This window comes from Pseudomonas sp. LBUM1661 (assembly GCF_059695925.1).
This window is the reverse complement of the sequence record NZ_CP166794.1, coordinates 3,067,654-3,093,010: the sequence shown is the minus strand read 5'-3', so window position 1 is coordinate 3,093,010 and position 25,357 is coordinate 3,067,654. Positions and strand designations below refer to the sequence as shown.

Genomic DNA, 25,357 nt, shown 5'->3' with positions numbered 1-25,357 from the left:
CTGATTAACACCCTCTTCAGCTTCATCTGATGTTCCTGCTTATGGCATCACTGACGCACTGTTGCGCCGTGAAACTTATAAAACAGAAATATTTCAGTTTCGGTAACGTTGAGGTATGTCTGCAAAAAAACAGTCAGAAATCGACGCCGCTACTTCGCATCCCCACCCTGCGGTTTATAAAACCGGAACAAGCCGATGTCCACGGTTTTGATGTACTCCTTGGCCCAAACCGGCTTCACGGTGCGGTCATGGAAATACAGCGCGCCATGGGTGCGATCCGGCAATTGCTTGTTCAGCGCCTTGCGGGCGATTTCCTTGGCGAGCGCGTAAGGGACTTCTTCCTGAACCGAATCGGATTTGCCGTCACACCACCACGAGAACTGGCAGCTCTTGGTTTCCGAACCTTGCTTGACCACACCGCACACCGTATCCGGAAAACCCTCGTGGCCCAGGCGGTTCATGACGACGTTGGCGACGGCTTCCATGTCGGCGGAATTCTTGCCTTTGGCTTCCCAGTAAATCGAACGGGCCAGGCAGGTGATTGCATCGTCCAGCGGCGCGGCGCCGGCCGGGTCCACGGCCTGGACTTCGGACTGGGTAATGGCTTGGGCTTTGGTTGCCGGTGCGGGGCTGCTGTTCTCCGCCGCCTTATGCTCAAGCACCTCGGCCTTGTCTTCGGCTACTTTTTGTTTTTGCTCTTGATCCTCGGCGAATGCGGGGCCGGCAAGCAGAGTGAGTGCGAGGCAGGAGGCTAACCAGTCAAAGCGCATGGTGGGAATGACTCAGTGGGCAGTATCGTTTCAGTGTAGTAGTGAAATGTTTGCACACCTCTCCTGACATTCTGGAAAATACGTTGCCTTTGATGGGGTAACTTCGCGCATCATGGGCGCAGTCTGCTCAAGGGGGATTTCCATGCGCTTCACATCATCCGCTATGCGTTTTGCCGGGTTGTCAGTGGGACTGCTGTTCGCTGCCAACGCCGTGGCGAGCGACGCGTCACAGCTGATCGAGTCGATCAACGTCTACCGCAGCCAGTTGCAACGCTGCGCCGGCCAGGTCTCGTCGGAGCTGCCGCCGCTGTCGGCCGATCCACGCCTGGCACTGTCCGCCACCAGCATCGGCAATTTGCAGCAGGCCATGGTGACCGCGGGTTATCCGATGAAGAATGTGCAGGCGATCAGCTTGTCCGGGCCCCGTGATGCGGCCTCGGCGATGAAGGCGATCCAGGAAACTTTTTGCCAGATTGTACTGGACCCGCAATTCGTCGATGTCGGCGTCAGCCGCCAGGACCGCGAATGGCGCATCGTGGTGGCCCGCCCGCTGTTGAGCGCGCGCCTCGGTGATTGGCAGGCGGAGGGCCAGAAACTGCTGGCCGAGCTCAACACCGCCCGCACCCGGCCCCAACAGTGCGGCGCACAATCCTTTGCCGCCACCACGCCGCTGACCTGGAACGCCATACTGGGAACAGCCGCCGAAACGCATTCGCGGGACATGGCCAATAACAACTTCTTCGATCACAAGGACCGTGATGGCCGCACACCGGGTGACCGTGCGGAACTGGCGGGATACAACGCACAGCAGATCGGCGAAAACATCGCCGCCGGGCAAGACACCGTGCGCAAGGTGGTCGACGGCTGGCTGGCCAGTCCCGGTCACTGCGCGAACCTGATGAACCCACAGTTCCGGGATGCAGGGGCGGCCTATGCGGTCGATCCGAAGAGTGATGCGGGGATTTACTGGACGGTGATGTTCGGTGCGCAGTGAACAAACCCGTAGCCGGCAATCATCATTTTCTTTGATCTTTTAAATCATGAAGCCGAATTTTTTATTTGCCTGCGACCTGTTCAATATGGCACCACTTTAAACAGCTTGGACGTTGGCCTCATGAATCTTAACTTTGCATTTGCCTGCATGATCGTTGTTTCGTTTGCGATTGCGTTGGTTCATGGCTGACTGGAATTTCCCACACTTGATCTCCAGCGAACACAAAACCTGTGAGCAACCTGGAACTACTGTGGGAGCGGGCTTGCCCGCGAAGTGGTCAGCACATTCAACACAAATGCCAGCAGACAGCCCGCTCCCTGCGGGACATGTAGCTCAGTCTCAAACCTCAGCCTGCACCACTTCGATCCCCAGCTTGCGGTAATCCTCGATATTCCCCGTTGCCACATGACGCTCGGTGATCAGCATCTGCAGACGCGAACACGGCGCGACAACGAACGGTTCCACCGCCCCCAGTTTGTCCGCCGTGGTGACGGCAATCACCTGTGAGGCGCTGTCAAACAATGCCTGTTTCACCGGCACCTCATCGAAATGCAGTGAGCTGATGCCCACCTCCGGATGAATCGCACACACACCGGTGAACAGCACATCCGCCTTGATGCTTTGCAGCAAGCGCACGGTCTCATGACCGCTGACCGACATCGTCGCCAGGTTAAGTTGCCCACCCGCCATAATCACCTTGATGCCTTTGTATTCCGCCAAGGTAATCGCGGTCATCGGCGAGGTCGTGATCGCGGTGATGCAAATGTCCAAGGGCAACGAACGCGCGATCTGCAGCGTTGTGGAGCCGGAATCGAACATCACGATTTGCCCATCCTCCACCCGCGCGGCCGCAAGCTGCGCCAGATGGGTTTTCACCTCATCGGTTTCGCTAACCCGAGTGAAGTAATCCTTCCCCGTGTCCTTGGGACGCGGCAGCGCCCCGCCGTGCACCCGCTGCACCAGGCCGGCGCTGGCAAGCTCCGAGAGATCCCGTCGAATCGTGTCTTCCGACACCGCGAAATGCTGGCTCAGCTCGGAGGCCATGACCTTGCCGTCACGTTCGAGGATGAGCAGGATTTTCTGCCGACGGAGCTGGGGAAGCTCCGCTGCTGAATGCTGATCTTGCATGCTTATGCCTGTTTTTGCGTGTTTGTGCGAGATTAGCCAAACCGCCGCACAAACTCAATCGAGTCGGTGTCTGATGGTTTTCTGGCAAACGCCCCGGTGCCCCAAGCCAGAGCAGTTACCCATGAATTTTTCCCTTGTCGTCAAGGGTTCCTCGAATCCTCGGGAAGGACTAAAGAATCAAAACCTGTTCCACGTCATGACCTATAACCACTGTTGGCATTACTCTGGATCGGGGCAGCTTGAAGGCGCCCTATGAAATTGATCTCTTCAAAAACAGCAGACAAGTGAATGTCGCTAGGAGATTCGCCGCATGAAAGCTTTAAAAATAGCCGCCAGTGATACCGTGTTTGATTGTTTCCAGACCTCACGGGAAGTGGTCCCGCTCAATCAGACCGACTACACCGACGTCGCGGTCGCGGTGTTCTCGGTGGAAGATGTGATCGCTGGCGCCCTGGACGACATCCAGCGGACCGGGTTTGATATTCCGATTTTCCTGGTCACCGCCCCCGGCACCGGCACACGTGCCCGGGACGTCTACCAGCACCTGGAAGATGTGCTGCTGCAGGTCAACGGCATTTTTGATCCCTCGCGCAACAACGCCGAATACCATGGCCACCAACTGGAAACGGCCGCCAAAGCCTACGAAGAGGGCCTTCTGCCGCCCTTCTTCGACTCGCTCAAACACTACACCGAATCCGCCAATGCGACGTTTGCCTGCCCCGGCCACCAGGGCGGCCAGTTTTTTCGCAAGCACCCGGCTGGCCGGCAGTTCTTCGATTTCTTCGGCGAGACACTGTTTCGCGCCGACATGTGCAACGCCGACGTCAAGCTCGGCGACTTGCTGATCCACGAAGGCCCAGCGCTTTTGGCGCAGAAACATGCGGCGAAGGTGTTTAACGCCGACAAGACTTACTTCGTCCTCAACGGCACATCGGCCTCCAACAAAGTCGTGACCAACGCCCTGCTCACCCCTGGCGACCTGGTGCTGTTCGATCGCAACAACCACAAATCCGTTCACCAAGGGGCGCTGATCCAGGCCGGCGCCACGCCGGTGTACCTGGAAACCGCGCGCAACCCTTATGGCTTCATCGGCGGGATTGACGCCCACTGCTTCGAAGAATCCTACCTGCGTGAACTCATCAGCGAAGTCGCGCCAGACAGGGCGAACCTGCCACGGCCGTTTCGCCTGGCGATCATTCAATTGGGGACCTACGACGGCACCGTCTACAACGCCCGGCAGGTCGTCGATCGCATCGGCAAACTGTGCGACTACATCCTGTTCGACTCGGCGTGGGTGGGCTATGAACAGTTCATCCCGATGATGAAGGATTGCTCGCCGCTGCTGCTTGACCTGCATGAAAACGATCCCGGCATCTTCGTCACCCAATCGGTGCACAAACAGCAGGCGGGGTTTTCCCAGGCGTCGCAGATTCACAAGAAAGACCGCCACATCAAAGGCCAGGCCCGCTATTGCAACCATGCGCGGCTCAACAATGCGTTCATGGCCCAGGCGTCGACCAGCCCGTTTTACCCGCTGTTTGCCTCACTGGACGTGAACGCGCGCATCCACTCTGGCCGCAGTGGCCTGCGCCTGTGGGAAGACTGCGTGAAGTTCGGCATCGATGCGCGCAAGTTGATCCTGGAAGCGTGCACCATGGTCCGCCCGTTCGTGCCGGACACCATCGAAGGGCGTGCGTGGGAAGACTATCCCACTGAAGAAATCGCCAACGACATCCGCTTTTTCGAGTTTCATCCGAAAGATCGTTGGCATGCGTTCTCCGGTTATGGAGACAAGCAGTACTTCATCGACCCGTGCAAGTTGCTGTTTACCACGCCTGGCATCGACCCTGTCGATGGCAGTTACACCGACTTTGGTATTCATGCCGGCATCCTGGCCAACTTCCTGCGGGAGAACGGCATCGTTCCGGAAAAGTGTGACTTGAACTCGATTCTGTTCCTGCTCACCCCGGCCGAAGACTGGGCGAAGATGACCCATCTGGCCGCGCAGATCGCGCGATTTGAACGCTTCATCAATGATGACGCGCCGATGAGCCGGGTGTTGCCGGCGATCTATGCGCGGTACGAAGAGCGCTATCGCAACTACACGATTCGCCAGCTCTGCCAGGAAATGCACGACCTTTACCGCAACCACAACGTCCAGCAATTGCAGAAGGCAATGTTCCGCAAGGAACACTTCCCGAAAAAGGCGATGAACCCTCAGGCGGCCCAATTCGAATTCATTCGCGGCAACGTCGAGTTGGTGGCATTGACAGAGGCGGACGGTCGTATCGCCGCCGAAGGTGCCCTTCCGTATCCACCCGGCGTGCTCTGCGTCGTACCGGGGGAAATCTGGGGAGGTTCGGTGCTCAAGTACTTCCTGGCATTGGAGGACGGCATCAACTCACTGCCCGGTTTCACTCCGGAACTTCAGGGCGTGTACTTGAAAGAGGATGGGGGTCGCATCCGCGCCTATGGCTATGTGATCAAGAACTGAGCCCTGCCCATGACACCACCCGATGCACGATCGGGTGGCCGTCAATTGTTCGCGACTTGCGCCACGTTCCCCGACGTCACCAGGGCTTTCAATGACGCATCGAACTGCTTCAGCGCGTTGATTTGCAGCGCGGTTTGCTGGTCGATCTGCGCGGCAATCTGCGGCGCTGCCTTGTCGTGCACCCAGACCGAGGGCATCTGCTGTTCCCGTGAGCCTTCAGCCTTGCCGATGTATTGCAGGTTCGCGTCGTAGAACTTGGCCAGGAAGCGCGCTTCGACCTGGTTGTTGCGCTTCGACACCAGACGGCTGTACGTGTCCAGCATCACCACCACGTCAGGATGCGCTTGCACCACCGCGTCGAGGTTGTCGTAGACGGTTACCGAAGCGAATTCTTTCTGCAGCGAACCCATCAGCCAATTGATCGCCCGATTCGGATCGGAACTGGTGACGAACGCGTGGCTGATGCGTGAATCCAGCGCAGGGTTCTTCGCGCCGTTCAACGCCACCGAGTGGTATTGCTCAAGGTATTGGAGGGTTTCGACAGTGTTTTCGCTGTAGAGCACCCCCACCGATTGGGCGTGTTGCAAGCGGGCGGTGCTGTCGCCTACCGGGGGAAAATGGCAAGACTGATCGGCCGCGTAGGCAGGCGCTGCGGCGACCACACTGCCGGTCAACACGGCAACAAAGGCAAGCAAGGTAGACATTCTCATCGCACAGGTTCCTTCAATGGCGAGTTCGACATGACGCTATCCTCCTCCCTTGGCGGAAAAACAGAACTTGCGTTTATTGATGGTCGTCATCGATCAAACGAATGATTGGCTGACGCGGTATCGGCAGATGCCCGGGATTTATGTGTCCCCCCATCCCTGTGGGAGCGGGCTTGCCCGCGATGACGGTGTATCAGTCAACGTAGATTTTGAATGTGAAAGCCTCATCGCGGGCAAGCCCGCTCCCACAGGGTCATCAGTCATTGGATGGCTGATACGTGTGGGTTACGCGGCCCGTTTCTGCTGTATCCGCGTTGTTACCTTACAAGCCGTGTTGTCACTTCTGCGCCGCTCGACCGGCCAATAGAGTATGGCTTCGGTGTGATGACATGGACGTGAAAGCGTGTCGGCCCGGTCGTCCACCGATCCCCCCATCACGGAAGAGGTGACACCATGAGTTTTGTAACCGTTGAAAAAAACGATAAGAGTGCCCCGTCGGAAACCGATATGAAAAAAGCCATGACCGACGTTGGCGGCACGCCGGGCACGGTGACGGGCAACAACGAGAGCCGAAAGCTGACCTACACCGGCACGGTCAATCACACCAGCTATGAGAACAAGCTGATCGAGATTGCCAAAGGCAAACGCAACAGCTGGAACTTCGTCTGGGCTGATGTGAAGGCAAGCACCCCGGCTCACTGAGGCCTCGGTGGGGCGGTCGAACGGCCGCCCCGCTGTTTCTGCCCTTGATACACCGGCGTTACGCAGCGTGTTACCTGCCTGATCCGCACCGGCTCAACGGCCCTCGCGACTGTAACGCCAAGACACTTCGCCGCCCCACACGGCGCGCCTACAGTGAAACCGTCAATGTGCTTACAGGGTTGTGACACATCATCGGCACCGCCCGCTTTCCTCGACGGAGGCATGGGAGACCTGTCACGGGTGCCGCTTGTGCAATTCGATGCCCGCTGCCCATTGATTGCCCAACACACCACCAAGGAATAGGGAAACCATGAGCAAATCAATTGCTTTAAGCGAACACGGCCAACAACTTCAAAATGACGTGCAAGAAGCCGTCAAGTCGATCCTGGGCGCCACCAGAGCCCTGACCCACGCTGACTATGGCAAGGTGTTGCGATCGACCCTGGCTGCGACCCAAAAAGTGGTCACCATCGAGATCGCCCCCGGTGATCTGACCCTGCTCAAGAAGTCCGGTTACAAACTGTGCTTCGCCAAGAAGGTGGGCACCGAAGACTACAACGTGGTCTGGCAATCCTATGACGCCTATCTAAGCAACAACGAATTCAGCTGGACGCCTCAGTACCAGCTGTTCGCCTCCAATGTGTTCAAGGACAACGTCACCGTCAAAGCCTCGACCAACACCGTCAATATTGGACTGGGACAAACCTCGATACTTGACTCCAGCGGCCTGATGGGCGCTGCGGTAACGGGCGGTCCCGACGTCTCCTTCACGCTGGTGAATAACTACGCGCCCATTCACCCGGGGGTCAACCAGTTGTCCACCGGCATTGATGGCAATCAGGTCAGCACGCCCATCTACGTGGCAGTCAACCAGGTGGTCACCGGCAACACCGTTTTGACCCCGGTCGAGACTATTCTCGTGTGGTTCGAACAGAACGTGCAGACCAGTACCATGTTCAGCACCTCGCGTTCCAAGTCCATCGAAATAGACCTGACCTTCGCTAATGATGCCGCCCGCCTCTACGAAGGCGGCGAATGGAAAACTGTGTAACCGTCGCATCGGGGGCAACCTTGCGGTTGCCCCCGCTCCATTCATGAGGCGTCCGCCCGGGAGAAATAGCCGGTCAGTGAGCGGCAGATGGACTCCGCCAGATCTTCCTGGGTAGCGATGCCGTACGGTCGATTGCGATCGAACTGCGCTGACCAGCGAATCCGTCCCTGAGCGACATCGATCAGGCGCACAGAGGCGCGGACACGGCTCGGCTCCACCCGCACGCTGCCCTCCAGGAAATAGCTGCTGCGCCCCGCACGCACCGACTCCGGTGTTTTCGCACTGCTGCGCGGCACCTTCATCAACACGTGGTTCGCCTGGGTTTGCGTCTGCTCGAAGGACTCGAACAGCCGGCAACTCAACTCTTCGCACAAGCCCCGGGTAAAATCATCGCCATCGGCAGTGATGCAGGTAAACGGCTGGAGCTGCAGAACAGGATGGCGCATGCCAAGCCCTTTGGGCCGCAGCCGCTGGTACGCCAACCGATAACAACCGGCCGGGATGCTCAGGCGCACAGGATCGTGCTGGCCCACGGAGGCGTAATGGCTGGCGAGCTTGCGCCGCAACCGGCCCATTTGCACCCGCACCACCGGATCATCACCGGTGCAGTAAACCGCCGGGTCACGGCGAAACACCGCGATGCCGATCGCATGTTCAGTCAGAGGAATGTTCGACGATTGCAGGTCATGTTCGACCAGAAACCGCAGCAGGCTGCCCATCCGCCTGGATTTGGCGAACAACGGACTGGCCAGCAGCAGCGACAGCACCTGCTCCATTTCTTCACGATCGAGTGGCTCGGGAACAGCCTCCGCACTCGAATTGCCCACGTGCTTGATCACCATTGCCTGCCTCCGTGCAGGTTGCCGACAGTCCCTCGCCACCTCATTTGAGGTGGGCGGCGGAACTGCAGGGGTACTCCGTCGTCACGCTATCAACGGCCGGCCTTTAACGGGCCCGGACGCAGCCAGATCGAAGCTTAGCAGCCGCAAGGAAATGAGCAGAATATTGTGCTGACTGGCGCGCCGGGCGGGACGTTCAGCAGCAACGCGTGGTGCATTGTTTACCACCGTAGCGGGCTTCCTGACGTTCACGGATAAACGCCGAATGGCTCATGACCGGCTGATCCGGGTGCTTGATCGCCATCTGGGCGACATAGTTGTCGTAATCGGGGACACCGACCATCAAACGCGCGCTCTGGCTGAGGAATTTGGCGGCCTGTTGCAGTTTGGGGTACATGGCAACGCTCACTTTGTGGATGGGGACAGGCCCATGAAAGCGCACTTTTGTATCTGCAATGTGTCAGCCACCACACAACACAACCCCTGTAGCAGCTGTCGAGCTTGCGAGGCTGCTACAGATGGCGGTGAACGTTGGTCTGATCTGTACTTTTATGTGTTTTCTGACGCTGTACCGGAACAGGCCTTCGTCAGACAATGTGCGGAGCACGGCAACAGTTTGTTAATATCCACGCGCTTTTTTCGTCTGATTAATCAGCCGCAGTAGATCTCACGTCGCTACACAGGATTTTTTCCCATGAGTACCTTGTATACCCGTCGCACAGTCCTGCGCGGCATGAGCCTGTTGAGCCTGGGTTTGCTCGCCGGTTGTGATGACAGCAGCAAACTGTCGTTCAAGTACGGCAAGGACCTCAGCGACAAGATCATGGGGCGTACCTTCAAGCTCAAGGATGCCCAGGGCGAAACGAAGATGCTGACCAGCTATCGCGGTCTGATGCCGATGATTTTCTTCGGTTTCACCCAATGCCCGGCAGTCTGTCCGACGACGCTGGCCCGTGCGGTGCAAGCCAAGAAACTGATGGGCCGCGACGGCGAGAAACTGCAAGTGATCTTCATCACCCTGGACCCTGAGCGCGACACACCGCAAATGCTCGACGCCTACGTCAAGTCATTCGACCCAAGCTTTGAGGCACTGCACGGTTCGCTGGAACAAACCGCCGCCACCGCCAAGGAGTTCGGCGTGTTCTATGAAAAGGTCCCGAGCGGTTCCAGCTACACCCTTTCCCACACCGCCACCAGCTACGTCTTCGACTCCCGGGGCAACTTGCGCCTGGGGCTGTCCGCGTCCCTTACCGCCCAAGAGTGCGCAGAAGATCTGCTCACCGTCATGGAAGTCTGCTAATGAATTCGCTACGCGCAACCACCGCTTTTTCGCGCCGTATTAAACAGCTGGTGCTGGGGTTTTCCCTGATCGGCATGGCTTGGCAGGTCTCCGCGCAAACCCAGGTCAACGACGCCTGGGTCCGCGCGACGGTGGCCGGCCAGCAGTCGACCGGTGCCTTCATGACCCTGCAAGCCGACAGCGACAGCAAGTTGCTCAGCGTACAGTCGCCTGTCGCCAACACCGTGCAAATCCACCAATCAAGCATGAAAGACGACGTGATGAGCATGCGTCAGGTCGAGTCCGTTGCGCTGCCGGCCGGCAAGCCGGTGAGCTTTGACCCGCATGGCTACCACGTGATGCTGATTGACCTGACGGCTCAGGTTAAGGAAGGCGATAAAGTCCCGCTGACCCTGATCGTGGAAAACGCCAAGGGTGAGAAAGAGAAGATCGAGGTGCAAGCCGAAGCGCGGGCACTGGGCATGGCTGATCACAGCAAGATGCACTGACGGTCATTTATCTCAGGGCTAATTACTGAGCCGTTCAAGGACGGCTCAACCCGAGTGCTGGATGTCTCGTCTGTTATCGACCCCAATGCCTGATTTCACCCGGCGTTAGCCTCGCCCCCGCCCCACCCCGCTTGAAAACCCGCGTTCCAGACACCTCAAACCGCTCTGCCTCAGTTATTTATACTCAAATGCCAGCTTAATAATATTTTACCGATACCAGGGTGATCCCTAGTCTTGAGCCCAAGAAATGGCAGGCCGTTAGCGACCTAAATCCGACTCGAAGGGTATAGAGATGACCAATGAAAAAATAAAAACAGATACGCTGATTGTTGGCGCCGGTCAGGCTGGCGTGGCCATGAGTGAACACTTGAGCAAACTCGGCGTGCCGCACCTGGTGCTGGAGCGCAACCGTATCGCCGAGCGCTGGCGCACCGGGCGCTGGGATTCGCTGGTGGCGAATGGTCCGGCGTGGCACGACCGCTTTCCAGGCCTTGATTTTGACGACCTCAGCCCCGACGAGTTTGCACCGAAAGAACGTGTCGCCGATTACTTCGAAGCCTACGCGAAGAAGTTCAACGCACCGATCCGCACCGGCGTGGACGTGCTGAAAGTTGAACGCAATGTCGGTCGCCCGGGCTTCACCATTGAAACCTCCGAAGGCGTGATCGAGGCCAACCGTGTGGTGGCGGCCACCGGGCCGTTCCAGCGTCCGGTTATCCCGCCGATCGCGCCGAAAGATCAGCCGTTCATGCAGATCCACTCCGCTGATTACCGCAACCCGGCGCAATTGCCCGAGGGCGCGGTGATGGTTGTGGGTGCGGGTTCGTCCGGCGTGCAAATCGCGGATGAATTGCAGCGTGCCGGCAAGAAGGTTTACCTCTCGGTAGGCGCGCACGATCGCCCTCCTCGCGCCTATCGCAACCGTGACTTCTGCTGGTGGCTGGGTGTGCTCGGCGAGTGGGATCAGGCGGCAATGAAGCCGGGGCGCGAACACGTGACCATCGCCGTGAGCGGTGCGCATGGCGGTCGCACGGTGGACTTCCGCGGGCTGGCCCATCGCGGCATGACGCTGGTCGGCCTGACCCAGGCATTCAATGGCAGCGTGGCGACGTTCCAGCCGAACCTGGCCGACAACCTGGCGCGCGGCGATGAGAACTATCTGGCGCTGCTCAATGCCGCCGATGCCTACATTGAGCGTAATGGCCTGGACCTGCCGGAAGAGCCGGAAGCGCGCATTACCTTCCCCGATCCTGAGTGCGTAACCCAGCCGATTCTTGAGCTGGACCTGGTCAAGGCTGGCGTGACCTCGATCATCTGGGCCACCGGTTTCGCCACGGACTACAGCTGGCTCAAGGTGGATGCCTTCGACGATAACGGCAAGCCACAGCACCAGCGCGGTGTGTCGAGCGAGCCTGGAGTGTATTTCCTCGGCCTGCCGTGGCAGTCGCGTCGCGGTTCTTCGTTCATCTGGGGTGTTTGGCACGACGCCAAGTACGTGGCCGACCACATCGCCATCCAGCGCTCGTATCTCGACTACCACGATGCGGCGCAACGCGAGGCGGACATCGCCCCGGTCGCCCTTAAAACCACGGTCAGCGCTTAAGCCATTTTTCTTTTTCAGGAGCGTCACATGTCCACGCCAACCCATACCCGTATTCGCATGTTCAACACCAAGGAAACCTACCCGAACCAGAGCCTGGACAATGACCTGTGCCAGGCCGTCCGGGCCGGCAATACCGTTTATGTTCGTGGCCAGGTGGGCACCGATTTCGAAGGCAAACTGGTAGGCCTTGGTGACCCGCGTGCGCAAACCGAACAGGCCATGCGCAACGTCAAGCAGTTGCTGGAAGAAGCCGGCAGCGACCTGAGCCATATCGTGAAAACCACGACTTACCTGATTGATCCGCGGTATCGCGAGCCGGTGTATCAGGAAGTCGGGAAATGGCTAAAGGGCGTGTTTCCGATTTCGACCGGGTTGGTGGTGTCAGCGTTGGGGCAGCCGCAGTGGTTGATGGAGATTGATGTGATTGCGGTGATTCCTGAGTAAGCAGGTTTACCGAGTTGCGGCCATCGCGAGCAGGCTCGCTCCCACAGGGGATCTTCAGCGAACACAAAGTGTGTGTGCGACACAGATCAAATGTGGGAGCGAGCCTGCTCGCGATGGCGCCCGCCCAGACGACCTTTTCCTCAAGGCCAAACAAGGAGCAAAACCATGACCTTCTCCATCGCCGCCCGTTGCCCCGAAACCGGTCAGTTCGGCATCGCGATCAGTTCCTCCAGCATCGCCGTCGGCGCCCGCTGCCCGTGGCTGCTGCCGGGTGTCGGCGCCGTCTCCACGCAAAACATCACCCTGCCGTCCCTCGGCCCGGAAACCCTGGCCCTCATGGAACAAGGCCTCGCCCCCGCCGAGGCGCTGGACAACGTCCTGACCCGCAACGGCTACAGCCAGTACCGACAGATCACGGCGATTGACCACCTCGGCCGCACCGCGCATTTCAGCGGTTCCCAAACCCTGGGCAATCACAACGCCGTCTCCGGCGAGCAATGCGTGGCGGCCGGCAACATGCTGGCGGACCGTGCGGTGATCGAGGCCATGGTCAGCGCGTTTGAGCAAGGCGAAGGTCAACTGACCGACCGCCTGCTCGCGGCGATGAAGGCCGCTATCGCAGCGGGTGGTGAAGCCGGACCGGTGCATTCGGCGGCGGTGGTGGTGGTCGGTGAACTGACCTGGCCGATCATCAACCTGCGGGTCGACTGGGCAGACGAAGACCCCATCGGCCAGTTGCAGAAATTGTGGGACGCGTATCGCCCACAGGTTCAGGACTACATCGACCGCGCCCTGGCCCCCGACAAATCCCCCGGCTACGGCGTTGCCGGAGACGACCGATGAGCACCAGCCGCGATTTGCTAAAGCAATTGGTGGCGTTCGACACCACGAGCCGCGAATCAAACCTGCACCTGATCGAGTTTGTCCGCGACTACCTCGAACGCTTCGACGTGCCTTGCGAACTGATCTACAACGAACAACGCAGCAAAGCCAATCTGTTCGCGACTATTGGCCCGGCGGATCGGCCGGGTATCGTGCTGTCGGGCCACACCGACGTGGTGCCCGTCGATGGTCAGCCGTGGACGGTTGCGCCGTTCGAACTCACTGAGCGCGACGGCAAACTCTACGGTCGCGGCACGGCGGACATGAAAGGCTACATCGCTTGCGTGCTCGCGTTGGTTCCGTCACTGGTAAAGGCCACGTTGCGGCTGCCGGTACACATCGCGCTTTCGTACGATGAGGAAGTCGGTTGCCTTGGTGTGCGCTCGTTGCTGTCGGAACTGGAAAAGCGCCCGGTCAAACCGATGCTGTGCCTCATTGGCGAACCGACCGAGCTCAAACCGGTGCTCGGTCACAAGGGCAAACTGGCGATGCGCTGCGACATTCACGGTGAAGCGTGCCACTCGGCGTACGCGCCACTGGGGGTCAATGCGATTGAATACGCCGCCGAACTGATCGGCGAACTGGGGCGGATTGGCAACCGGCTCAAAGCCCCGGAACATCACGATGCGCGGTTTGATCCGCCGTTCAGTACGGTGCAAACCGGCGTGATTTTCGGCGGCAAGGCATTGAACATCGTCCCCGCCGATTGCCGTTTCGACTTTGAAATCCGCGCCCTGCCCTCACATGACCCGAGTCTGGTGGCGCAGGAACTGCAGACCTACGCCGAACAGCAAGTGCTGCCGCGCATGCGCGCTGTGAGTGAACAGAGTGAAATCCGCTTCAGTGAGTTGTCGGCGTATCCCGGTTTGGCGACCGATGCGCACAGCGAAGCCGCTGAGTTAATCGCTGCATTTTCCGGTTCACGGGAGTTCGGCACAGTGGCGTTCGGAACGGAGGGCGGACTCTTCGACGCCGCCGGCATTCCCACCGTCGTCTGCGGCCCCGGCAGCATGGACCAAGGCCATAAACCCGACGAGTTCGTCAGCCTGGCGCAATTGAACGGCTGCGATGAAATGCTGAATCGGATGTTGCAATCAATCAGCTGAATCACCCAAAAACCCTGTGGGAGCGGGCTTGCTCGCGAAGGCGGACTAACATTCAACACCTCTGTTGTCTGCCAGTCCGCCTTCGCGAGCGAGCCCGCTCCCACAGGGTTTTCGCCATCCGCACAGACATACATTTTTTAACGTCTATACCCACAAACTTACTAATTTATCTCTCACTCCCCACCGCACATCATCAACTCCAACAAGAAAAGCGTCGTTCACGCGGCGCTCACCGAAGTACGTCCACGTACTCACTTTTGCCTTGGAGTTCGTCATGGTCACCTCTGAAACAACCTCCGCCCCGCTCATCGAAAAACACACGATTGGATACGTGCCCCCGCAAGATCGCCATGGAAAGGTAAGAGACCTGTTCACCCTCTGGTTCGGCGGCAACATCGCGCCGTTGCCGATCGTCACCGGCGCCCTCGGCGTGCAGATGTTCCACCTGAACCTGGTGTGGGGCATCGTCGCCATCCTTGTTGGCCACCTGGTCGGCGGCGTGCTGATGGCGCTGCACTCAGCGCAAGGCCCGCAGATGGGCATTCCGCAAATGATCCAGAGCCGCGCCCAGTTCGGCTCCCTCGGCGCCCTGCTGGTGGTGCTGATCGCCGGCATCATGTACATCGGCTTCTTCGCCTCCAACATCGTCCTCGCCGGCAAGTCCCTGCATGGCGTGGTCGACAGCGTGCCGGTGCCCGTGGGCATCGTCATCGGTGCCCTCGGTTCCGGCATCATCGGCATCATCGGCTACCGCTTCATCCACGTGCTCAACCGCATCGGCACCTGGGTACTCGGCGCCGGCATCGTGCTCGGTTTCGGCTACATCTTCACCCACGTGCAGACCGCCGACTTCCTCACCCGTGGCAGCTTCAACATCTCCGGCTGGCTCGCCACCGTGTCGCTCGCCGCGCTCTGGCAAATCGCCTTCGCACCGTATGTGTCCGACTACTCGCGCTACCTGCCGGCTGACGTACCCGTCGCCTCGACGTTCTGGACCACTTACCTGGGCACCGTGCTCGGCTCCAGCCTTTCGTTCATCTTCGGCGCCGTCGCCGTCCTCGCCACACCCGTCGGCATGGACACCATGGACGCGGTCAAACTCGCCACCGGCTCCATCGGCCCGTTGATGCTCGTGCTGTTTCTGCTCAGTGTCATCAGCCACAACGCCCTCAACCTCTACGGCGCCGTGCTGTCGCTGATCACCCTGGTACAAACCTTCGCCTACCGCTGGATCCCCACCGCCAAAAGCCGCGCCGTCCTCTCGATCATCATCCTCGCCGCCTGCTGCTTCGCCGCCGTCGGCGCGTCCGCCAACTTCATCGGCCACTTCGTCGACATGGTGCTGGTGCTGCTCGTGGTGCTGGTGCCGTGGACCGCGATCAACCTGATCGACTTCTATGCGATTCACAAAGGCAAATACGACATCAACTCGATCTTCAAGGTCGATGGCGGAATCTATGGCCGGTACAACCCGCAGGCGTTGTTGGCGTACGCGATCGGGATCGTGGTGCAGATTCCATTCATGAACACGCCGCTGTATGTCGGGCCGATTTCAGAGCACATCAATGGGGCGGATTTGTCTTGGTTGGTGGGGCTGTTGGTGACATCGCCGCTGTACTTCTGGCTGGCCAACCGCGACACGGCGTACAAGCGTCGCCTGTCGAGTGGGAAATTGGCAAACAGCATGTAACCCCCTGTGGGAGCGGGCTTGCTCGCGAAGAGGACCTGACATTCAGCATTAATGCTGAATGTCATACCGCTCGCGAGCATAACTTGCTTATGTCTAGCTCCACGCACTACGACGAAACCCGAAAACCACATAAGCACAAGCCAAAGCCCTGATAATTTGGGGCTTTGTAGTATCTGGTTGCAGCCAATCAACAGCAGACTGGAGACCTCTATCTTCAGCCTTCAGATGTGGCAGGACTCCATATATTTGATGTAACCACCGAATATCATCAAGGCTAAAAAAAACAAGAAACCTGAACCCCACGACACAAACAACATCCGTTTAAATCCTTTCGGAAAATTTTCAGCATCAGAGATATCAATAATACCTTTCTTAGCGCACGGCCCAGGTATAGCTAAAACCAACGTAAGAAAGCCATTACGCATGCCTTTTCCGATAAGTCCCGCTTGCGAGTACGCCGCTTTATTCGCCTCCACGAAGCTACTTTTTGGCAATAGCGCTTCCGCTTTTTCTGTGTAGACGAGAACCATGTAAATCAACCAAATCTCTATAAGAATCAGCGGAACCCCAATGCAGAGGCCAATTAGACCGAGCGGAATTTGGGTCATTACCTCACTTCTCCGTAGATACGTTCGCCAATAATTTCCCCACCGGCGCCGCCGAGTTTCCCACCAACAACCCCTCCCACTGCGCCGCCAACCACCCCACACAAAAGTGCCCCGGAACCTCCGGTAGGTATTCCTAGGACCAATACGCAGCCAAGCGTTGCTGTATACCCAGCTATAAAGCCCCCAAATCCCCCTCCTGCCAAGCTTCCAGCCAAAGAAGAACCCTCCACATATTTAGCCCTCGTACACTGATCTTCCCGCCCCAGCGCACACGCGTTCCTGATCTCAAGCCCGGAGGAAGCAACCGTCAGCGCCGTACCAATATAGGTTCCGCTTTTAATCAATTTCGCAGCCTTGGCCACGCCATCGACTTTTTCCGCATACCCCACAATCTCGCCCGTATGCAAATAGCGCTTGGTAGAAATCCCAAGCATTCTTTTTATCGAACCTTGATGACGAAGCCCGGAGCCATAAGAGGTTGCCCTTGCAAGCTGCCCTTCCAGTTTGCTAAACAAGATGACGCGCTCGGCTAAAAACCTTTTCCTGGCGGTTACTGATCCTGTGCGCAGAAACTCCTTATGCAACTGCTCGATCTCTTCCAGGGTTTTCCCGATCGCGGCCATGTGCTTGCTCCACCCGTCACTGACGACACCGGCACCAATAGAACCGTAAAAGAGCACCTCTTTCAGCAGATCGAAGTTGTCGAGAAAGAAGTCGTCCGCATCAACATGGTTGGTCAACAAGCCGATATGGATCTCGCGTGCCTTGGCCATCAAGTACGCCTCTTGACTGGTACTGGATGAAGTAGAGGCATCACCGATGATCACCAGCTCACCTGCCAGCACCACGGTGTTGGTGATGTGGCTGTTGAGCGCATCGAATTTGTTTTTGGAAACATCTGTCAGGCCCAACTGCGCCTTGAGGGATGCGTAAGACTGGGTTTGCGAATTGATAAACGCTAGAGGCTCTGCCATTTCAGCCTCACGAATATTTCTTGTTACTGATGCGATCCCAGCCACCCGCAATATTGCCGCCCCCGCCGCCATCGCTGCGCTTTTGCTGGGTGTAGATGGTCTTGATGCGGCCATAATTCAGTTGCACGATTTCTACAGGAACGCCGGGGGAGGCATTTTGCATGTAGTCGGCAATGATGACTTCCTCGAGCACCACTTCGAAATATTTAAGCTTCTCACCACCCGCACGGCTCAGCACCAAACTGACTTCCTTCAAATGCTCGCCGGCACAACTGGCCTCCATCAGCTTGCAACTGGATTTGTCCAAGACTTTGGTGAAGGTGAAGTTGCTCAGCGTCGTACGGCCAGAGCTCGCGCCGCCATTGGAACTGGCCGTTCCTGACGTACCTTGATGGGTGCTGAAACTGTATCCGCTGACCTCAATCCAGTCGCGGTAGTTTTCATCCAGGGCTTCGCCGGGAATTCCTTCGATTTTGACGAACGCGTCAAACGCCATGCTTTCTCTCCTTGATGATGGAATCGCCAATCATTTTTTCAGGAGTGAATGTACGGTGCTTTGACGAAGCAAATGCCTATCGGGATATCGCCAAATGGAGGAATCAGAACGGTCCTATTCAGCTCCGGCTTCGAGCTGTAGGGCATTTCCTTCGAAGCCAAAAAACGCTGGAATCTGCGCTGCCCGCACGGGACGCTGGTCGAACTTCAGACACCGATAAAATGAACCCTGGCCGCGAGCGCCCACCTAACTGAATGACTATCAGGAGGTGGCTAATGCAAATCGAAACAATCTGGATCGTGCTCGCAGCAGTGCTTTTGCTGGTTGAGTTGTGGGCGATCAACCGGGTGCGTAAAGCCGAAGGCAAATCGAGCAACAAGCTCTTGTGGATCGTAGTGATCGTGTTTGTGCCGCTGTTCGGGGTGGTGGCGTGGGCATTGGCGGGGCCGAAACACACCGAACACAATCCTCATTCACCTCAGGCCAGACAATGATGGCGGTGGGTGTGCGAGTGGACCCAGCAACTGCCGGACAGCAAAACCGCTCCTTGTAGCCGCTGGCGCCGCCTGCGTACGGCTGCGCAGCTGGCGCAAAATCGGCAGTCGCGGTGTATCAGGTGAAACCCGCATGCTGAGTTCACGACGGCTACGCAGCCGAACGCAGGCTTCGCCAGCTGCTACAAAAAACCGAGCAGTGCCGGGTTCAGTCGTCTTTATCCAGCAACTCGCCTACTCCGCGCGCTTTGCCGTCAACCGTACCAGTTCGCCAACATCCGCCAGCGACTCCAACCCCGCAATCATCCCCTCCAACTGATCAATCTCAGACCGCGAAAGACGCCCTTCACACAACGTCCTCGTCGCCTACTGATAGAGGTCAGGAGCGCAATACGCCAATCGCCCTTCGATACTTTTCAATGCGTTCCAGATCATCCCAGGACGGCTGGGCAATCCGCGACAAGTCGCTGTTCTCCTCAAGATCAGCCAGTTTCACCACTCGGCCAATCGGGTTCTGCGCCGCTCGCTCGACGAACGCCTCATAAGACTCTCCCGGCAACTTGGTCACTGATTCAATCGCCGTCAGCACCGTTTCGCTGAAGCCTTCGTTACGCAAATCCTCGAGACTTATGCCACAGTCCTCAACCACATCATGCAGGACCGCCACGATCCGTTCTTGCAGCGTGTCGACCCTCAGCATCACCTTCAGCGGGTGCAGAATGTACGGTGAACCGCCCTTATCGACCTGCCCTTCGTGGGCGGCGGCAGCGATGGCGATGGCACGTTCCAGTGATTGAGTCATCTTGGTTTTCCTTGGGTGGGAGGTCGTAGTGGTCGGTCATGTTGGTTTTCAGCATGGACCAAGCCTGGATCTAAAAATCGACATCCGAAAATCGTGTAGGAAATCATCCATTGCGGCAAGGGCGCATTCTCTTCTATGCCCCGAAACCACCCCACCCTCCACCACACTTTTAAACATCCCCAACCCCTGTAGCAGTTGGCGAAGCCTGCGTTCGGCTGCGCAGCAGCCGCAAAATGAGGCGCCGCAGTGTTTCAGTCAAACCGAGGTGGTTGATTTACGACTGCTGCGCAGCCGAACGCAGGCTGCGCCATCTGCTACAAAAGCCGAGCAGACGTCCTACACACCCGTTTGCAGGCACCAAAATCGCTGCTTATAGTTTGGTCCAGGGATTCGCAGCCCTAAAAAGAGGACACCGAGTACCGCCAGCCACGACACAGACGATTTCCGTCTGTGAAATGGATTTGACGGTGTGATTAACTTTTTAGGATCAAACCAATGACAACCCAAAACCCACCCCGCCGCTTCACCCCCATGTCCCAGTTCGCCACCGACTACCCCGTCCTGCTCGTCGACAGCGACGCCCCACTCCGCGAACTCCACAACTGCGTCAGCGAACGCCTCAACGCCGTCCTCCCCTACCTCCAGCTCATGGGCTGCACCAGCCTCCCCGACTACGCCGAAAACGACATCAACACCGTCGCCAACATTGCTCGGATCTTGCTCCAGGATGTGAGTGATGTGTTTCGGGTGATTGAGCAGCGAGGGTTTGATACTTCCACAGGTCAATGACCGAATTTCACACAAAAAACCCGCGTCAATGCGGGTTTTTGTTGCCTCAGAAATCCTCAACCGGGCGTTGTATGAAAGGTAAATGACATGAGAGAAACAACATTCAATCCCGAGGACATGCCAATCCTCAACGTCGACACTTCTGGTACCAACTGTCACGAAGCTTCCCGCTTCCTCGATAGCCCGGAAATTATGGCCGCTTACATTGCTGAAAGTATGAAGGCGGGCGCCACGGCGCTTGTTCATGCACTGAGTGAAGTTGCAAAAGCTGCAATTATCGAGTTTCAGCCCCCTCCTGCGAGGGCTTTATGACCTGTTTTCCCCAGAATCAGAACAGCCCAGCCAACCGTCCCATCAAAGTAAAAGTTCCTTCACCATCGGAACACAAGCCAACTGAAGCCCAGAGGGCGAATGGTAAATAGCAGGCTCGTCACCCACGAAACCGCATCGCCGGTAAAAGTCAGCCGCGTTTAACGTGGCGTCCAGATTGACCTCCTTCAGCCCTAAATCCCGCGCCACGCATTCCAAGTGGTTCAGGATCCTCACGCCGATGCCTTGTTGCATAAAACCCGGGAGTACAAAGATCGCGCCGATTTCACTGTTTTCCAGATCAAGCATTCCAGTCGCTACGGGTTCATCGTTAATACAGCCCAGATAAAAGTGTTTTTCCATCAACTCGCTGTACCCGTCCTCGGCTGATCCTTTCGTCCAGGCCAGCATTTGTTCAGTGGTGTACGCGCCGATGCACTGGTGCCGTATCGCTTGAAGGCGAATGTCGAATGCTGCTTGGGCGTCGCTGGGCTTGGCGCGTCTGATCTCGAACATTTCATCTCCGTTGGTTATCGGTGGACGGAGAACTAAAAAGCCCCGTCCATTTCTGGCGGGGCTTTGGGTAACTACGTCAAATCCTATGAACGCGTGACCTCACGGCCCGCCAGAGGCGGTCATGGAGGAGCACATCATGTTCATGCGGCGTGTGTAGGTCATGGGCCGATAGTGTTTTGGATGGTCTGAATTGTCAATTCTAGAGGGGAATGACGACATCAGAAGTTAGCCGGTGTATTGGCACTAATAATCTCCGCCTCATCCGCCCCAATATTGCGAAACTTGTGCGGCAGCGTCGTCGGAAAGTAATACCCATCCCCGGCATTCAGCACACTAATCTGCCCATCCACCGTCAGCTCAACAGTGCCCCGCGTTACCAGCCCACACTCCTCGCCTTCCGAGTGCACAATCGGCTCTTCCCCTGAACTAGCGCCCGGCGCGTATTGCTCGCGCAACAGTCGCATCTGCCGGCTCGGCACTGATGCGCCGATCAGCAGCAACCGCAGCCCATGACGCCCGAGGTCCGGTTGTTCGTTGGCGCGGAACACGTATTGGTGTTCGCGAGGTGGTTGGTCGAAGGTGAAGAAGTCCGCCAGGGACATGGGGATGCCTTCGAGCAGTTTTTTCAGGGAGCTGACGGAGGGACTGACGCGATTTTGTTCGATCAGGGAGATGGTGGCATTGGTGACGCCGCTACGCCGGGCCAGCTCGCGCTGGGAGAGTTTGTAGCTTTCGCGTACTAATTTGAGTCGTGAGCCCGTGTCCATGACAGCCTTATGCGAAGAATACTTAAGGGTTATGGGGGTGGATGGCGGGCGACTTTTGGCCGCGAAGGTACCGCTTCCCTGTCCCGGAAATGTGAAAGGCGGGTATTAAATCACGTTTGGTGGTGTTGCTCAGCAGGTTCGATGGGTGGTTGGGTAAAAAGGCTTTTGGGGGTGGGTCAGGTGGCATTGATGGCGGCTGGCTTGGCCTCATCGCGGGCAAGCCCGCTCCCACAGTTTGATCTCGATGGTGCACAGATTTCGTGCCCACCATAAATCCCTTGTGGGAGCGGGCTTGCCCGCGATGAGGACATCACATTCAACATCAATTGCAGCTGTTAGACCGCTATCGCGGGCAAGCCCGCTCCCACAGGGATTGGGTTGATTAGATGCCGAACCGGTCACGCAGCGCATAGTACGCGGCGCCCATGGCGGTGAGTGGGGCCTGGAAGGTACGGCCGCCGAGCATCGGCATGTGTGGCAACGAAGCGAACGCATCGAAGCGTTCGGCGTCGCCGCGGATCATTTCCGAGATCAGTTTGCCGGCCAGGTGCGAGCAGGTGACGCCGTGGCCGCTGTAGCCTTGCATGTAGTAGGCGTTTTTCTCGATGCGGCCGAATTGCGGCATGCGTGACATGGTCAGCAGGAAATTGCCGGTCCAGCGGTAGTCGATCTTCACGTCCTTGAGTTGCGGGAAGGTCTTGAGGATTTTCGGCTTGATCAGTTGCTCGATGTCGTCCGGTTCGCGGGCGCCGTAGACCACGCCGCCGCCGTACAGCAGGCGGTTGTCGGCGGTGAGGCGGTAGTAGTCGAGCAGGTAGTTGCAGTCTTCGACGCAGTAGTTGTTTTTGATCAGGCTGCGCGCAACCTTTTCGGACAACGGTTCGGTGACGACGATTTGCGAGCCGCACGGCATGCTTTTGCGCGTGACGCGGTTGTCGAGGTCTTGCGGCAGGTAGGCGTTGCCGGCGATCAGCAGGTACTTGGCGCGGACCACGCCTTTGGCGGTGCGCACGGTGATCGGTTCGCCGTAGGTGATTTCCACCGCCGCCGATTGCTCGTAGATCTTGCCGCCCAGGCCGATGATGGCCGAGGCTTCGCCGAGGGCCAGGTTCAGCGGGTGGATGTGGCCGCCCTGCATGTCGAGCAGGCCGCCGACGTAGTTGTCGCAGCCGACTTCGCGCTTGATGTCCGCCGCGTCGAGCATTTGCAGGTTTTTATTGCCGTAGCGTTCCCAGCTGCTTTTCTGCTCCGCCAGGCCTTTGAGTTGCTTTTTGTTCAGCGCGGCGAAGATGCCACCCGGGCGGTAGTCGCACTGGATGTCGTAGTGTTGTATGCGCTGACGGATGATGTCGGCGCCTTCGAAGATCATGCTGCCGAGGACTTCGGCGGTCTTGTCGCCGTAGCGTTCTTCGATGACGTCGACGTCGCGGCTGTAGGAGTTGACCAGTTGGCCGCCGTTGCGACCGCTGGCGCCGAAACCGACTTTGGCGGCTTCGAGCACGGTCACGCTGTAGCCGGCTTCAGCCAGGAACAGGGCCGAAGACAAACCGGTGTAGCCGGCGCCGATCACGCAGACGTCGCATTCCACCAGTTCTTCAAGCACCGGGAATTCGCCGGTGAAGTTGCGGGTGGCGGCGTAGTAGCTGTTTACATGTGTTGTGTGTTTCATACGTTTCTCCGATGGCCGCCGATTCGATTCGGCGGCCGCCGTTGTAGAGGTGTCAGAGCTTGATCCAGGTCGCTTTGAGTTCGGTGTATTTGTCGAACGCGTGCAGCGATTTGTCCCGACCGTTACCCGACTGCTTGTACCCGCCGAACGGCGCGGTCATGTCGCCGCCGTCGTACTGGTTGACCCAGACGCTGCCGGCGCGCAAACCGCGAGCGAAGGTGTGGGCCTTGCTCAGGTTGCTGGTCCAGACGCCGGCGGCCAGGCCGAAGATGCTGTCGTTGGCGATAGCCAGGGCTTCTTCAGCGGTGTCGAAGGTGATCAGCGACAACACCGGGCCGAAGATTTCTTCCTGGGCGATGGTCATGGCGTTGGTCACGCCGTCGAAAATCGCCGGTTCCACGTACAGGCCGCCGGTGGCTTCGAGGGTGCGGCTGCCGCCAGCGATCAGTTGTGCGCCCTGGTCTTTACCGACCTGGATGTAGCGCAGCACGTTGTCCAGTTGGCGCTGATCGACGACGGCGCCGACGGTGGTTTCTGGATCGAGGGCGTGCCCCGGTTTCCAGGCCTGCAAGGCTTCCACCAGCAGCGGAATGAACTGCTCACGAATCGAACGCTCGACCAGCAAACGCGAGCCTGCGGTGCAGACTTCGCCCTGGTTGAAGGCAATCGCACCGGCCGCCGCTTGTGCTGCCGCGCGCAAATCCGGCGCGTCGGCGAACACCACGTTCGGGCTCTTGCCGCCGGCTTCGAGCCAGACGCGTTTCATGTTGCTTTGGCCGGAATAGATCAGCAGTTGCTTGGCAATCGCGGTCGAACCGGTGAAGGCCAGCACGTCGACGTCCATGTGCAGCGCCAGCGCCTTGCCGACGGTGTGACCGAAGCCCGGCAGGACGTTGAACACGCCTTTAGGGATGCCAGCATCCAGCGCCAGTTGGGCGATGCGGATGGCAGTCAGTGGCGACTTTTCCGACGGCTTGAGGATGAACGAGTTGCCGGCCGCGAGGGCTGGGGCGAACTTCCAGCTGGCCATGATCAGCGGGAAGTTCCACGGCACGATGGCGGCGACCACACCGGCAGGTTCGCGGGTGATCAGGCCGAGTTGGTCGTGCGGGGTGGCGGCGACTTCGTCGTAGATCTTGTCGATGGCTTCGGCGCTCCAGCGGATCGCGTTGGCGGTCGCCGGGATGTCGATGTTCATCGAGTCGTTGATCGGCTTGCCCATGTCGAGGGTTTCGAGCAGGGCGAGTTCTTCCTGGTTGGCCAGGATCAGGTCGGCGAAGCAAATCAGGATGCGCTTGCGCTCGGCCGGGGCCAGATTGGCCCAGATGCCGGATTCGAAGGTGCGGCGCGCGACGGCGACGGCCGCGTCGGCGTCGGCTTCATCGGTGCTGGCGACGTTGGCCAGGAAGCGGCCGTCGACCGGGCTGATGCATTCGAAGGTTGCGCCGCTGAGGGCTGCGCAGTAGTGGCCGTCGATGAATGCCCGGCCTTCTAGTGTTAGGGACTGGAAGCGTTGTTCCCAGTCGCTGCGAGTGTTTGTCATTGTTGTGACTCGACGCAGAGGAATAAGTAGTTGTCGGATTGAAGCCAACCAGCGAACACCGCCACCCCCTGTGGGAGCGGGCTTGCCCGCGATAGCGGTGTGTCAGGCAAAATCAATGTTGGATGTGCTGCCGTCATCGCGGGCAAGCCCGCTCCCACAGGGATGGGAGGTGCACACCTGTTTCGTGTGCAC

General features: G+C 58.4%; 26 protein-coding genes and 1 pseudogene. 14 read left to right on the top strand and 13 right to left on the bottom strand.

Translation table 11 applies throughout. The features are described from left to right. Window positions 1–149: 149 nt before the first annotated feature. On the bottom strand, window positions 150–770 hold the full coding sequence (locus tag ACA057_RS14185; protein WP_497349302.1) for a cell wall hydrolase: 621 nt from the start codon (window positions 768–770) through the stop codon (window positions 150–152). A gap of 142 nt (window positions 771–912) precedes the next feature. On the opposite strand from ACA057_RS14185, the gene ACA057_RS14180 reads away from it, so the two are divergent. Beyond that, window positions 913–1,764: a CAP domain-containing protein gene (locus ACA057_RS14180; RefSeq protein WP_497349300.1), complete on the top strand. Its 852-nt coding sequence runs from the start codon at window positions 913–915 to the stop codon at window positions 1,762–1,764. A 339-nt stretch (window positions 1,765–2,103) separates the two neighbouring features. Here ACA057_RS14180 and ACA057_RS14175 read toward each other — a convergent pair whose 3' ends face one another. After that, complete coding sequence (locus ACA057_RS14175; protein WP_497349298.1) at window positions 2,104–2,892, bottom strand: DeoR/GlpR family DNA-binding transcription regulator; 789 nt, start codon at window positions 2,890–2,892, stop codon at window positions 2,104–2,106. A gap of 310 nt (window positions 2,893–3,202) precedes the next feature. On the opposite strand from ACA057_RS14175, the gene speF reads away from it, so the two are divergent. Then, window positions 3,203–5,386 (top strand): ornithine decarboxylase SpeF, encoded by a 2,184-nt coding sequence (gene speF, locus ACA057_RS14170; protein WP_497349296.1) that lies wholly within the window; start codon window positions 3,203–3,205, stop codon window positions 5,384–5,386. 41 nt (window positions 5,387–5,427) lie between these two features. Here speF and ACA057_RS14165 read toward each other — a convergent pair whose 3' ends face one another. Continuing rightward, complete coding sequence (locus ACA057_RS14165) at window positions 5,428–6,096, bottom strand: ATPase (RefSeq protein ID WP_497349294.1); 669 nt, start codon at window positions 6,094–6,096, stop codon at window positions 5,428–5,430. A gap of 450 nt (window positions 6,097–6,546) precedes the next feature. Between ACA057_RS14165 and ACA057_RS14160 the strand changes: the two genes are divergently transcribed. Together ACA057_RS14160 and ACA057_RS14155 are read left to right on the top strand one after the other, a co-directional pair. After that, complete coding sequence (locus tag ACA057_RS14160; protein ID WP_497349292.1) at window positions 6,547–6,795, top strand: hypothetical protein; 249 nt, start codon at window positions 6,547–6,549, stop codon at window positions 6,793–6,795. A 310-nt stretch (window positions 6,796–7,105) separates the two neighbouring features. Then, window positions 7,106–7,846: a hypothetical protein gene (locus tag ACA057_RS14155; RefSeq protein ID WP_497349290.1), complete on the top strand. Its 741-nt coding sequence runs from the start codon at window positions 7,106–7,108 to the stop codon at window positions 7,844–7,846. A gap of 41 nt (window positions 7,847–7,887) precedes the next feature. Here the strand turns inward: ACA057_RS14155 and ACA057_RS14150 are convergent, their stop codons facing one another. Continuing rightward, on the bottom strand, window positions 7,888–8,688 hold the full coding sequence (locus ACA057_RS14150) for a hypothetical protein (protein ID WP_497349288.1): 801 nt from the start codon (window positions 8,686–8,688) through the stop codon (window positions 7,888–7,890). A 193-nt stretch (window positions 8,689–8,881) separates the two neighbouring features. Next, the gene (locus ACA057_RS14145; RefSeq protein WP_497349286.1) at window positions 8,882–9,082 is read right to left on the bottom strand and encodes a YbdD/YjiX family protein; all 201 of its coding nucleotides are present in this window, start codon (window positions 9,080–9,082) and stop codon (window positions 8,882–8,884) included. A 297-nt stretch (window positions 9,083–9,379) separates the two neighbouring features. Between ACA057_RS14145 and ACA057_RS14140 the strand changes: the two genes are divergently transcribed. The 7 genes from ACA057_RS14140 (at window position 9,380) to ACA057_RS14110 (ending at window position 16,198) form a co-directional block, all read left to right on the top strand. Beyond that, window positions 9,380–9,985, top strand: coding sequence for an SCO family protein (locus tag ACA057_RS14140; protein WP_497349284.1), 606 nt, complete (start codon window positions 9,380–9,382; stop codon window positions 9,983–9,985). Beyond that, complete coding sequence (locus ACA057_RS14135) at window positions 9,985–10,473, top strand: copper chaperone PCu(A)C (protein WP_497349282.1); 489 nt, start codon at window positions 9,985–9,987, stop codon at window positions 10,471–10,473. Before ACA057_RS14140 ends, ACA057_RS14135 begins: the two co-directional genes overlap by 1 nt. A 292-nt stretch (window positions 10,474–10,765) precedes the next feature. Then, entirely contained in the window at window positions 10,766–12,076 is a 1,311-nt protein-coding gene (locus ACA057_RS14130; protein WP_497349280.1) for a flavin-containing monooxygenase, read from the top strand. Between the two features lie 27 nt (window positions 12,077–12,103). Continuing rightward, on the top strand, window positions 12,104–12,520 hold the full coding sequence (locus tag ACA057_RS14125; RefSeq protein WP_201202981.1) for a RidA family protein: 417 nt from the start codon (window positions 12,104–12,106) through the stop codon (window positions 12,518–12,520). A 165-nt stretch (window positions 12,521–12,685) separates the two neighbouring features. Beyond that, window positions 12,686–13,363 carry a DUF1028 domain-containing protein gene (locus ACA057_RS14120; protein WP_497349278.1) on the top strand — a complete coding sequence of 226 codons (678 nt, stop codon included), beginning with the start codon at window positions 12,686–12,688 and terminating at the stop codon, window positions 13,361–13,363. Beyond that, window positions 13,360–14,508 (top strand): acetylornithine deacetylase, encoded by a 1,149-nt coding sequence (gene argE / locus ACA057_RS14115; protein WP_497349276.1) that lies wholly within the window; start codon window positions 13,360–13,362, stop codon window positions 14,506–14,508. Before ACA057_RS14120 ends, argE begins: the two co-directional genes overlap by 4 nt. Window positions 14,509–14,782: 274 nt before the next feature. Further along, window positions 14,783–16,198: a purine-cytosine permease family protein gene (locus ACA057_RS14110; protein WP_497349274.1), complete on the top strand. Its 1,416-nt coding sequence runs from the start codon at window positions 14,783–14,785 to the stop codon at window positions 16,196–16,198. Window positions 16,199–16,419: 221 nt separating this feature from the next. Here ACA057_RS14110 and ACA057_RS14105 read toward each other — a convergent pair whose 3' ends face one another. Genes ACA057_RS14105 through ACA057_RS14095 form a run of 3 tightly spaced genes read right to left on the bottom strand, consistent with a single transcriptional unit; the run spans window position 16,420 to window position 18,276 of the window. Continuing rightward, a complete protein-coding gene (locus tag ACA057_RS14105; RefSeq protein WP_497349272.1) occupies window positions 16,420–16,806 on the bottom strand; it encodes a hypothetical protein in 387 nt (128 codons plus the stop codon). Beyond that, on the bottom strand, window positions 16,806–17,780 hold the full coding sequence (locus ACA057_RS14100) for a hypothetical protein (protein WP_497349270.1): 975 nt from the start codon (window positions 17,778–17,780) through the stop codon (window positions 16,806–16,808). The genes ACA057_RS14105 and ACA057_RS14100 overlap by 1 nt, the downstream gene beginning before the upstream one ends. Before the next feature lie 7 nt (window positions 17,781–17,787). Further along, the gene (locus ACA057_RS14095; RefSeq protein ID WP_497349268.1) at window positions 17,788–18,276 is read right to left on the bottom strand and encodes an Hcp family type VI secretion system effector; all 489 of its coding nucleotides are present in this window, start codon (window positions 18,274–18,276) and stop codon (window positions 17,788–17,790) included. A 275-nt stretch (window positions 18,277–18,551) separates the two neighbouring features. On the opposite strand from ACA057_RS14095, the gene ACA057_RS14090 reads away from it, so the two are divergent. After that, complete coding sequence (locus ACA057_RS14090) at window positions 18,552–18,770, top strand: PLD nuclease N-terminal domain-containing protein (protein WP_497349266.1); 219 nt, start codon at window positions 18,552–18,554, stop codon at window positions 18,768–18,770. Window positions 18,771–19,149: 379 nt separating this feature from the next. Here ACA057_RS14090 and ACA057_RS14085 read toward each other — a convergent pair whose 3' ends face one another. After that, on the bottom strand, window positions 19,150–19,572 hold the full coding sequence (locus tag ACA057_RS14085) for an HD domain-containing protein (RefSeq protein WP_497349264.1): 423 nt from the start codon (window positions 19,570–19,572) through the stop codon (window positions 19,150–19,152). 495 nt (window positions 19,573–20,067) lie between these two features. On the opposite strand from ACA057_RS14085, the gene ACA057_RS14080 reads away from it, so the two are divergent. Continuing rightward, the gene (locus tag ACA057_RS14080; RefSeq protein WP_497349262.1) at window positions 20,068–20,361 is read left to right on the top strand and encodes a fructose-bisphosphate aldolase; all 294 of its coding nucleotides are present in this window, start codon (window positions 20,068–20,070) and stop codon (window positions 20,359–20,361) included. An 87-nt stretch (window positions 20,362–20,448) separates the two neighbouring features. Beyond that, window positions 20,449–20,631, top strand: a pseudogene (locus tag ACA057_RS14075) (addiction module antidote protein); the annotation flags it as partial. An 84-nt stretch (window positions 20,632–20,715) separates the two neighbouring features. On the opposite strand, the gene ACA057_RS14070 reads toward ACA057_RS14075, so the two are convergent. From ACA057_RS14070 to ACA057_RS14055, 4 genes are all read right to left on the bottom strand, one after another. After that, a complete protein-coding gene (locus ACA057_RS14070; RefSeq protein WP_497349260.1) occupies window positions 20,716–21,186 on the bottom strand; it encodes a GNAT family N-acetyltransferase in 471 nt (156 codons plus the stop codon). 218 nt (window positions 21,187–21,404) lie between these two features. Then, window positions 21,405–21,953, bottom strand: a complete 549-nt coding sequence (locus ACA057_RS14065; RefSeq protein ID WP_084322852.1) for a cupin domain-containing protein — start codon at window positions 21,951–21,953, stop codon at window positions 21,405–21,407. Between the two features lie 382 nt (window positions 21,954–22,335). Next, on the bottom strand, window positions 22,336–23,622 hold the full coding sequence (locus ACA057_RS14060; RefSeq protein WP_497349257.1) for an NAD(P)/FAD-dependent oxidoreductase: 1,287 nt from the start codon (window positions 23,620–23,622) through the stop codon (window positions 22,336–22,338). Between the two features lie 52 nt (window positions 23,623–23,674). Continuing rightward, window positions 23,675–25,165: an aldehyde dehydrogenase gene (locus tag ACA057_RS14055; RefSeq protein ID WP_497349255.1), complete on the bottom strand. Its 1,491-nt coding sequence runs from the start codon at window positions 25,163–25,165 to the stop codon at window positions 23,675–23,677. Window positions 25,166–25,357: the final 192 nt, after the last annotated feature.

Excerpts from the sequence above, each read along its gene's own strand:
- ACA057_RS14185 (WP_497349302.1), bottom strand. The coding sequence starts at position 770 with ATGCGCTTTGACTGGTTAGCCTCCTGCCTCGCACTCACTCTGCTTGCC.
- ACA057_RS14180 (WP_497349300.1), top strand. The coding sequence starts at position 913 with ATGCGCTTCACATCATCCGCTATGCGTTTTGCCGGGTTGTCAGTGGGA.
- ACA057_RS14175 (WP_497349298.1), bottom strand. The coding sequence starts at position 2,892 with ATGCAAGATCAGCATTCAGCAGCGGAGCTTCCCCAGCTCCGTCGGCAG.
- speF (WP_497349296.1), top strand. The coding sequence starts at position 3,203 with ATGAAAGCTTTAAAAATAGCCGCCAGTGATACCGTGTTTGATTGTTTC.
- ACA057_RS14165 (WP_497349294.1), bottom strand. The coding sequence starts at position 6,096 with ATGAGAATGTCTACCTTGCTTGCCTTTGTTGCCGTGTTGACCGGCAGT.
- ACA057_RS14160 (WP_497349292.1), top strand. The coding sequence starts at position 6,547 with ATGAGTTTTGTAACCGTTGAAAAAAACGATAAGAGTGCCCCGTCGGAA.
- ACA057_RS14155 (WP_497349290.1), top strand. The coding sequence starts at position 7,106 with ATGAGCAAATCAATTGCTTTAAGCGAACACGGCCAACAACTTCAAAAT.
- ACA057_RS14150 (WP_497349288.1), bottom strand. The coding sequence starts at position 8,688 with ATGGTGATCAAGCACGTGGGCAATTCGAGTGCGGAGGCTGTTCCCGAG.
- ACA057_RS14145 (WP_497349286.1), bottom strand. The coding sequence starts at position 9,082 with ATGTACCCCAAACTGCAACAGGCCGCCAAATTCCTCAGCCAGAGCGCG.
- ACA057_RS14140 (WP_497349284.1), top strand. The coding sequence starts at position 9,380 with ATGAGTACCTTGTATACCCGTCGCACAGTCCTGCGCGGCATGAGCCTG.
- ACA057_RS14135 (WP_497349282.1), top strand. The coding sequence starts at position 9,985 with ATGAATTCGCTACGCGCAACCACCGCTTTTTCGCGCCGTATTAAACAG.
- ACA057_RS14130 (WP_497349280.1), top strand. The coding sequence starts at position 10,766 with ATGACCAATGAAAAAATAAAAACAGATACGCTGATTGTTGGCGCCGGT.
- ACA057_RS14125 (WP_201202981.1), top strand. The coding sequence starts at position 12,104 with ATGTCCACGCCAACCCATACCCGTATTCGCATGTTCAACACCAAGGAA.
- ACA057_RS14120 (WP_497349278.1), top strand. The coding sequence starts at position 12,686 with ATGACCTTCTCCATCGCCGCCCGTTGCCCCGAAACCGGTCAGTTCGGC.
- argE (WP_497349276.1), top strand. The coding sequence starts at position 13,360 with ATGAGCACCAGCCGCGATTTGCTAAAGCAATTGGTGGCGTTCGACACC.
- ACA057_RS14110 (WP_497349274.1), top strand. The coding sequence starts at position 14,783 with ATGGTCACCTCTGAAACAACCTCCGCCCCGCTCATCGAAAAACACACG.
- ACA057_RS14105 (WP_497349272.1), bottom strand. The coding sequence starts at position 16,806 with ATGACCCAAATTCCGCTCGGTCTAATTGGCCTCTGCATTGGGGTTCCG.
- ACA057_RS14100 (WP_497349270.1), bottom strand. The coding sequence starts at position 17,780 with ATGGCAGAGCCTCTAGCGTTTATCAATTCGCAAACCCAGTCTTACGCA.
- ACA057_RS14095 (WP_497349268.1), bottom strand. The coding sequence starts at position 18,276 with ATGGCGTTTGACGCGTTCGTCAAAATCGAAGGAATTCCCGGCGAAGCC.
- ACA057_RS14090 (WP_497349266.1), top strand. The coding sequence starts at position 18,552 with ATGCAAATCGAAACAATCTGGATCGTGCTCGCAGCAGTGCTTTTGCTG.
- ACA057_RS14085 (WP_497349264.1), bottom strand. The coding sequence starts at position 19,572 with ATGACTCAATCACTGGAACGTGCCATCGCCATCGCTGCCGCCGCCCAC.
- ACA057_RS14080 (WP_497349262.1), top strand. The coding sequence starts at position 20,068 with ATGACAACCCAAAACCCACCCCGCCGCTTCACCCCCATGTCCCAGTTC.
- ACA057_RS14070 (WP_497349260.1), bottom strand. The coding sequence starts at position 21,186 with ATGTTCGAGATCAGACGCGCCAAGCCCAGCGACGCCCAAGCAGCATTC.
- ACA057_RS14065 (WP_084322852.1), bottom strand. The coding sequence starts at position 21,953 with ATGGACACGGGCTCACGACTCAAATTAGTACGCGAAAGCTACAAACTC.
- ACA057_RS14060 (WP_497349257.1), bottom strand. The coding sequence starts at position 23,622 with ATGAAACACACAACACATGTAAACAGCTACTACGCCGCCACCCGCAAC.
- ACA057_RS14055 (WP_497349255.1), bottom strand. The coding sequence starts at position 25,165 with ATGACAAACACTCGCAGCGACTGGGAACAACGCTTCCAGTCCCTAACA.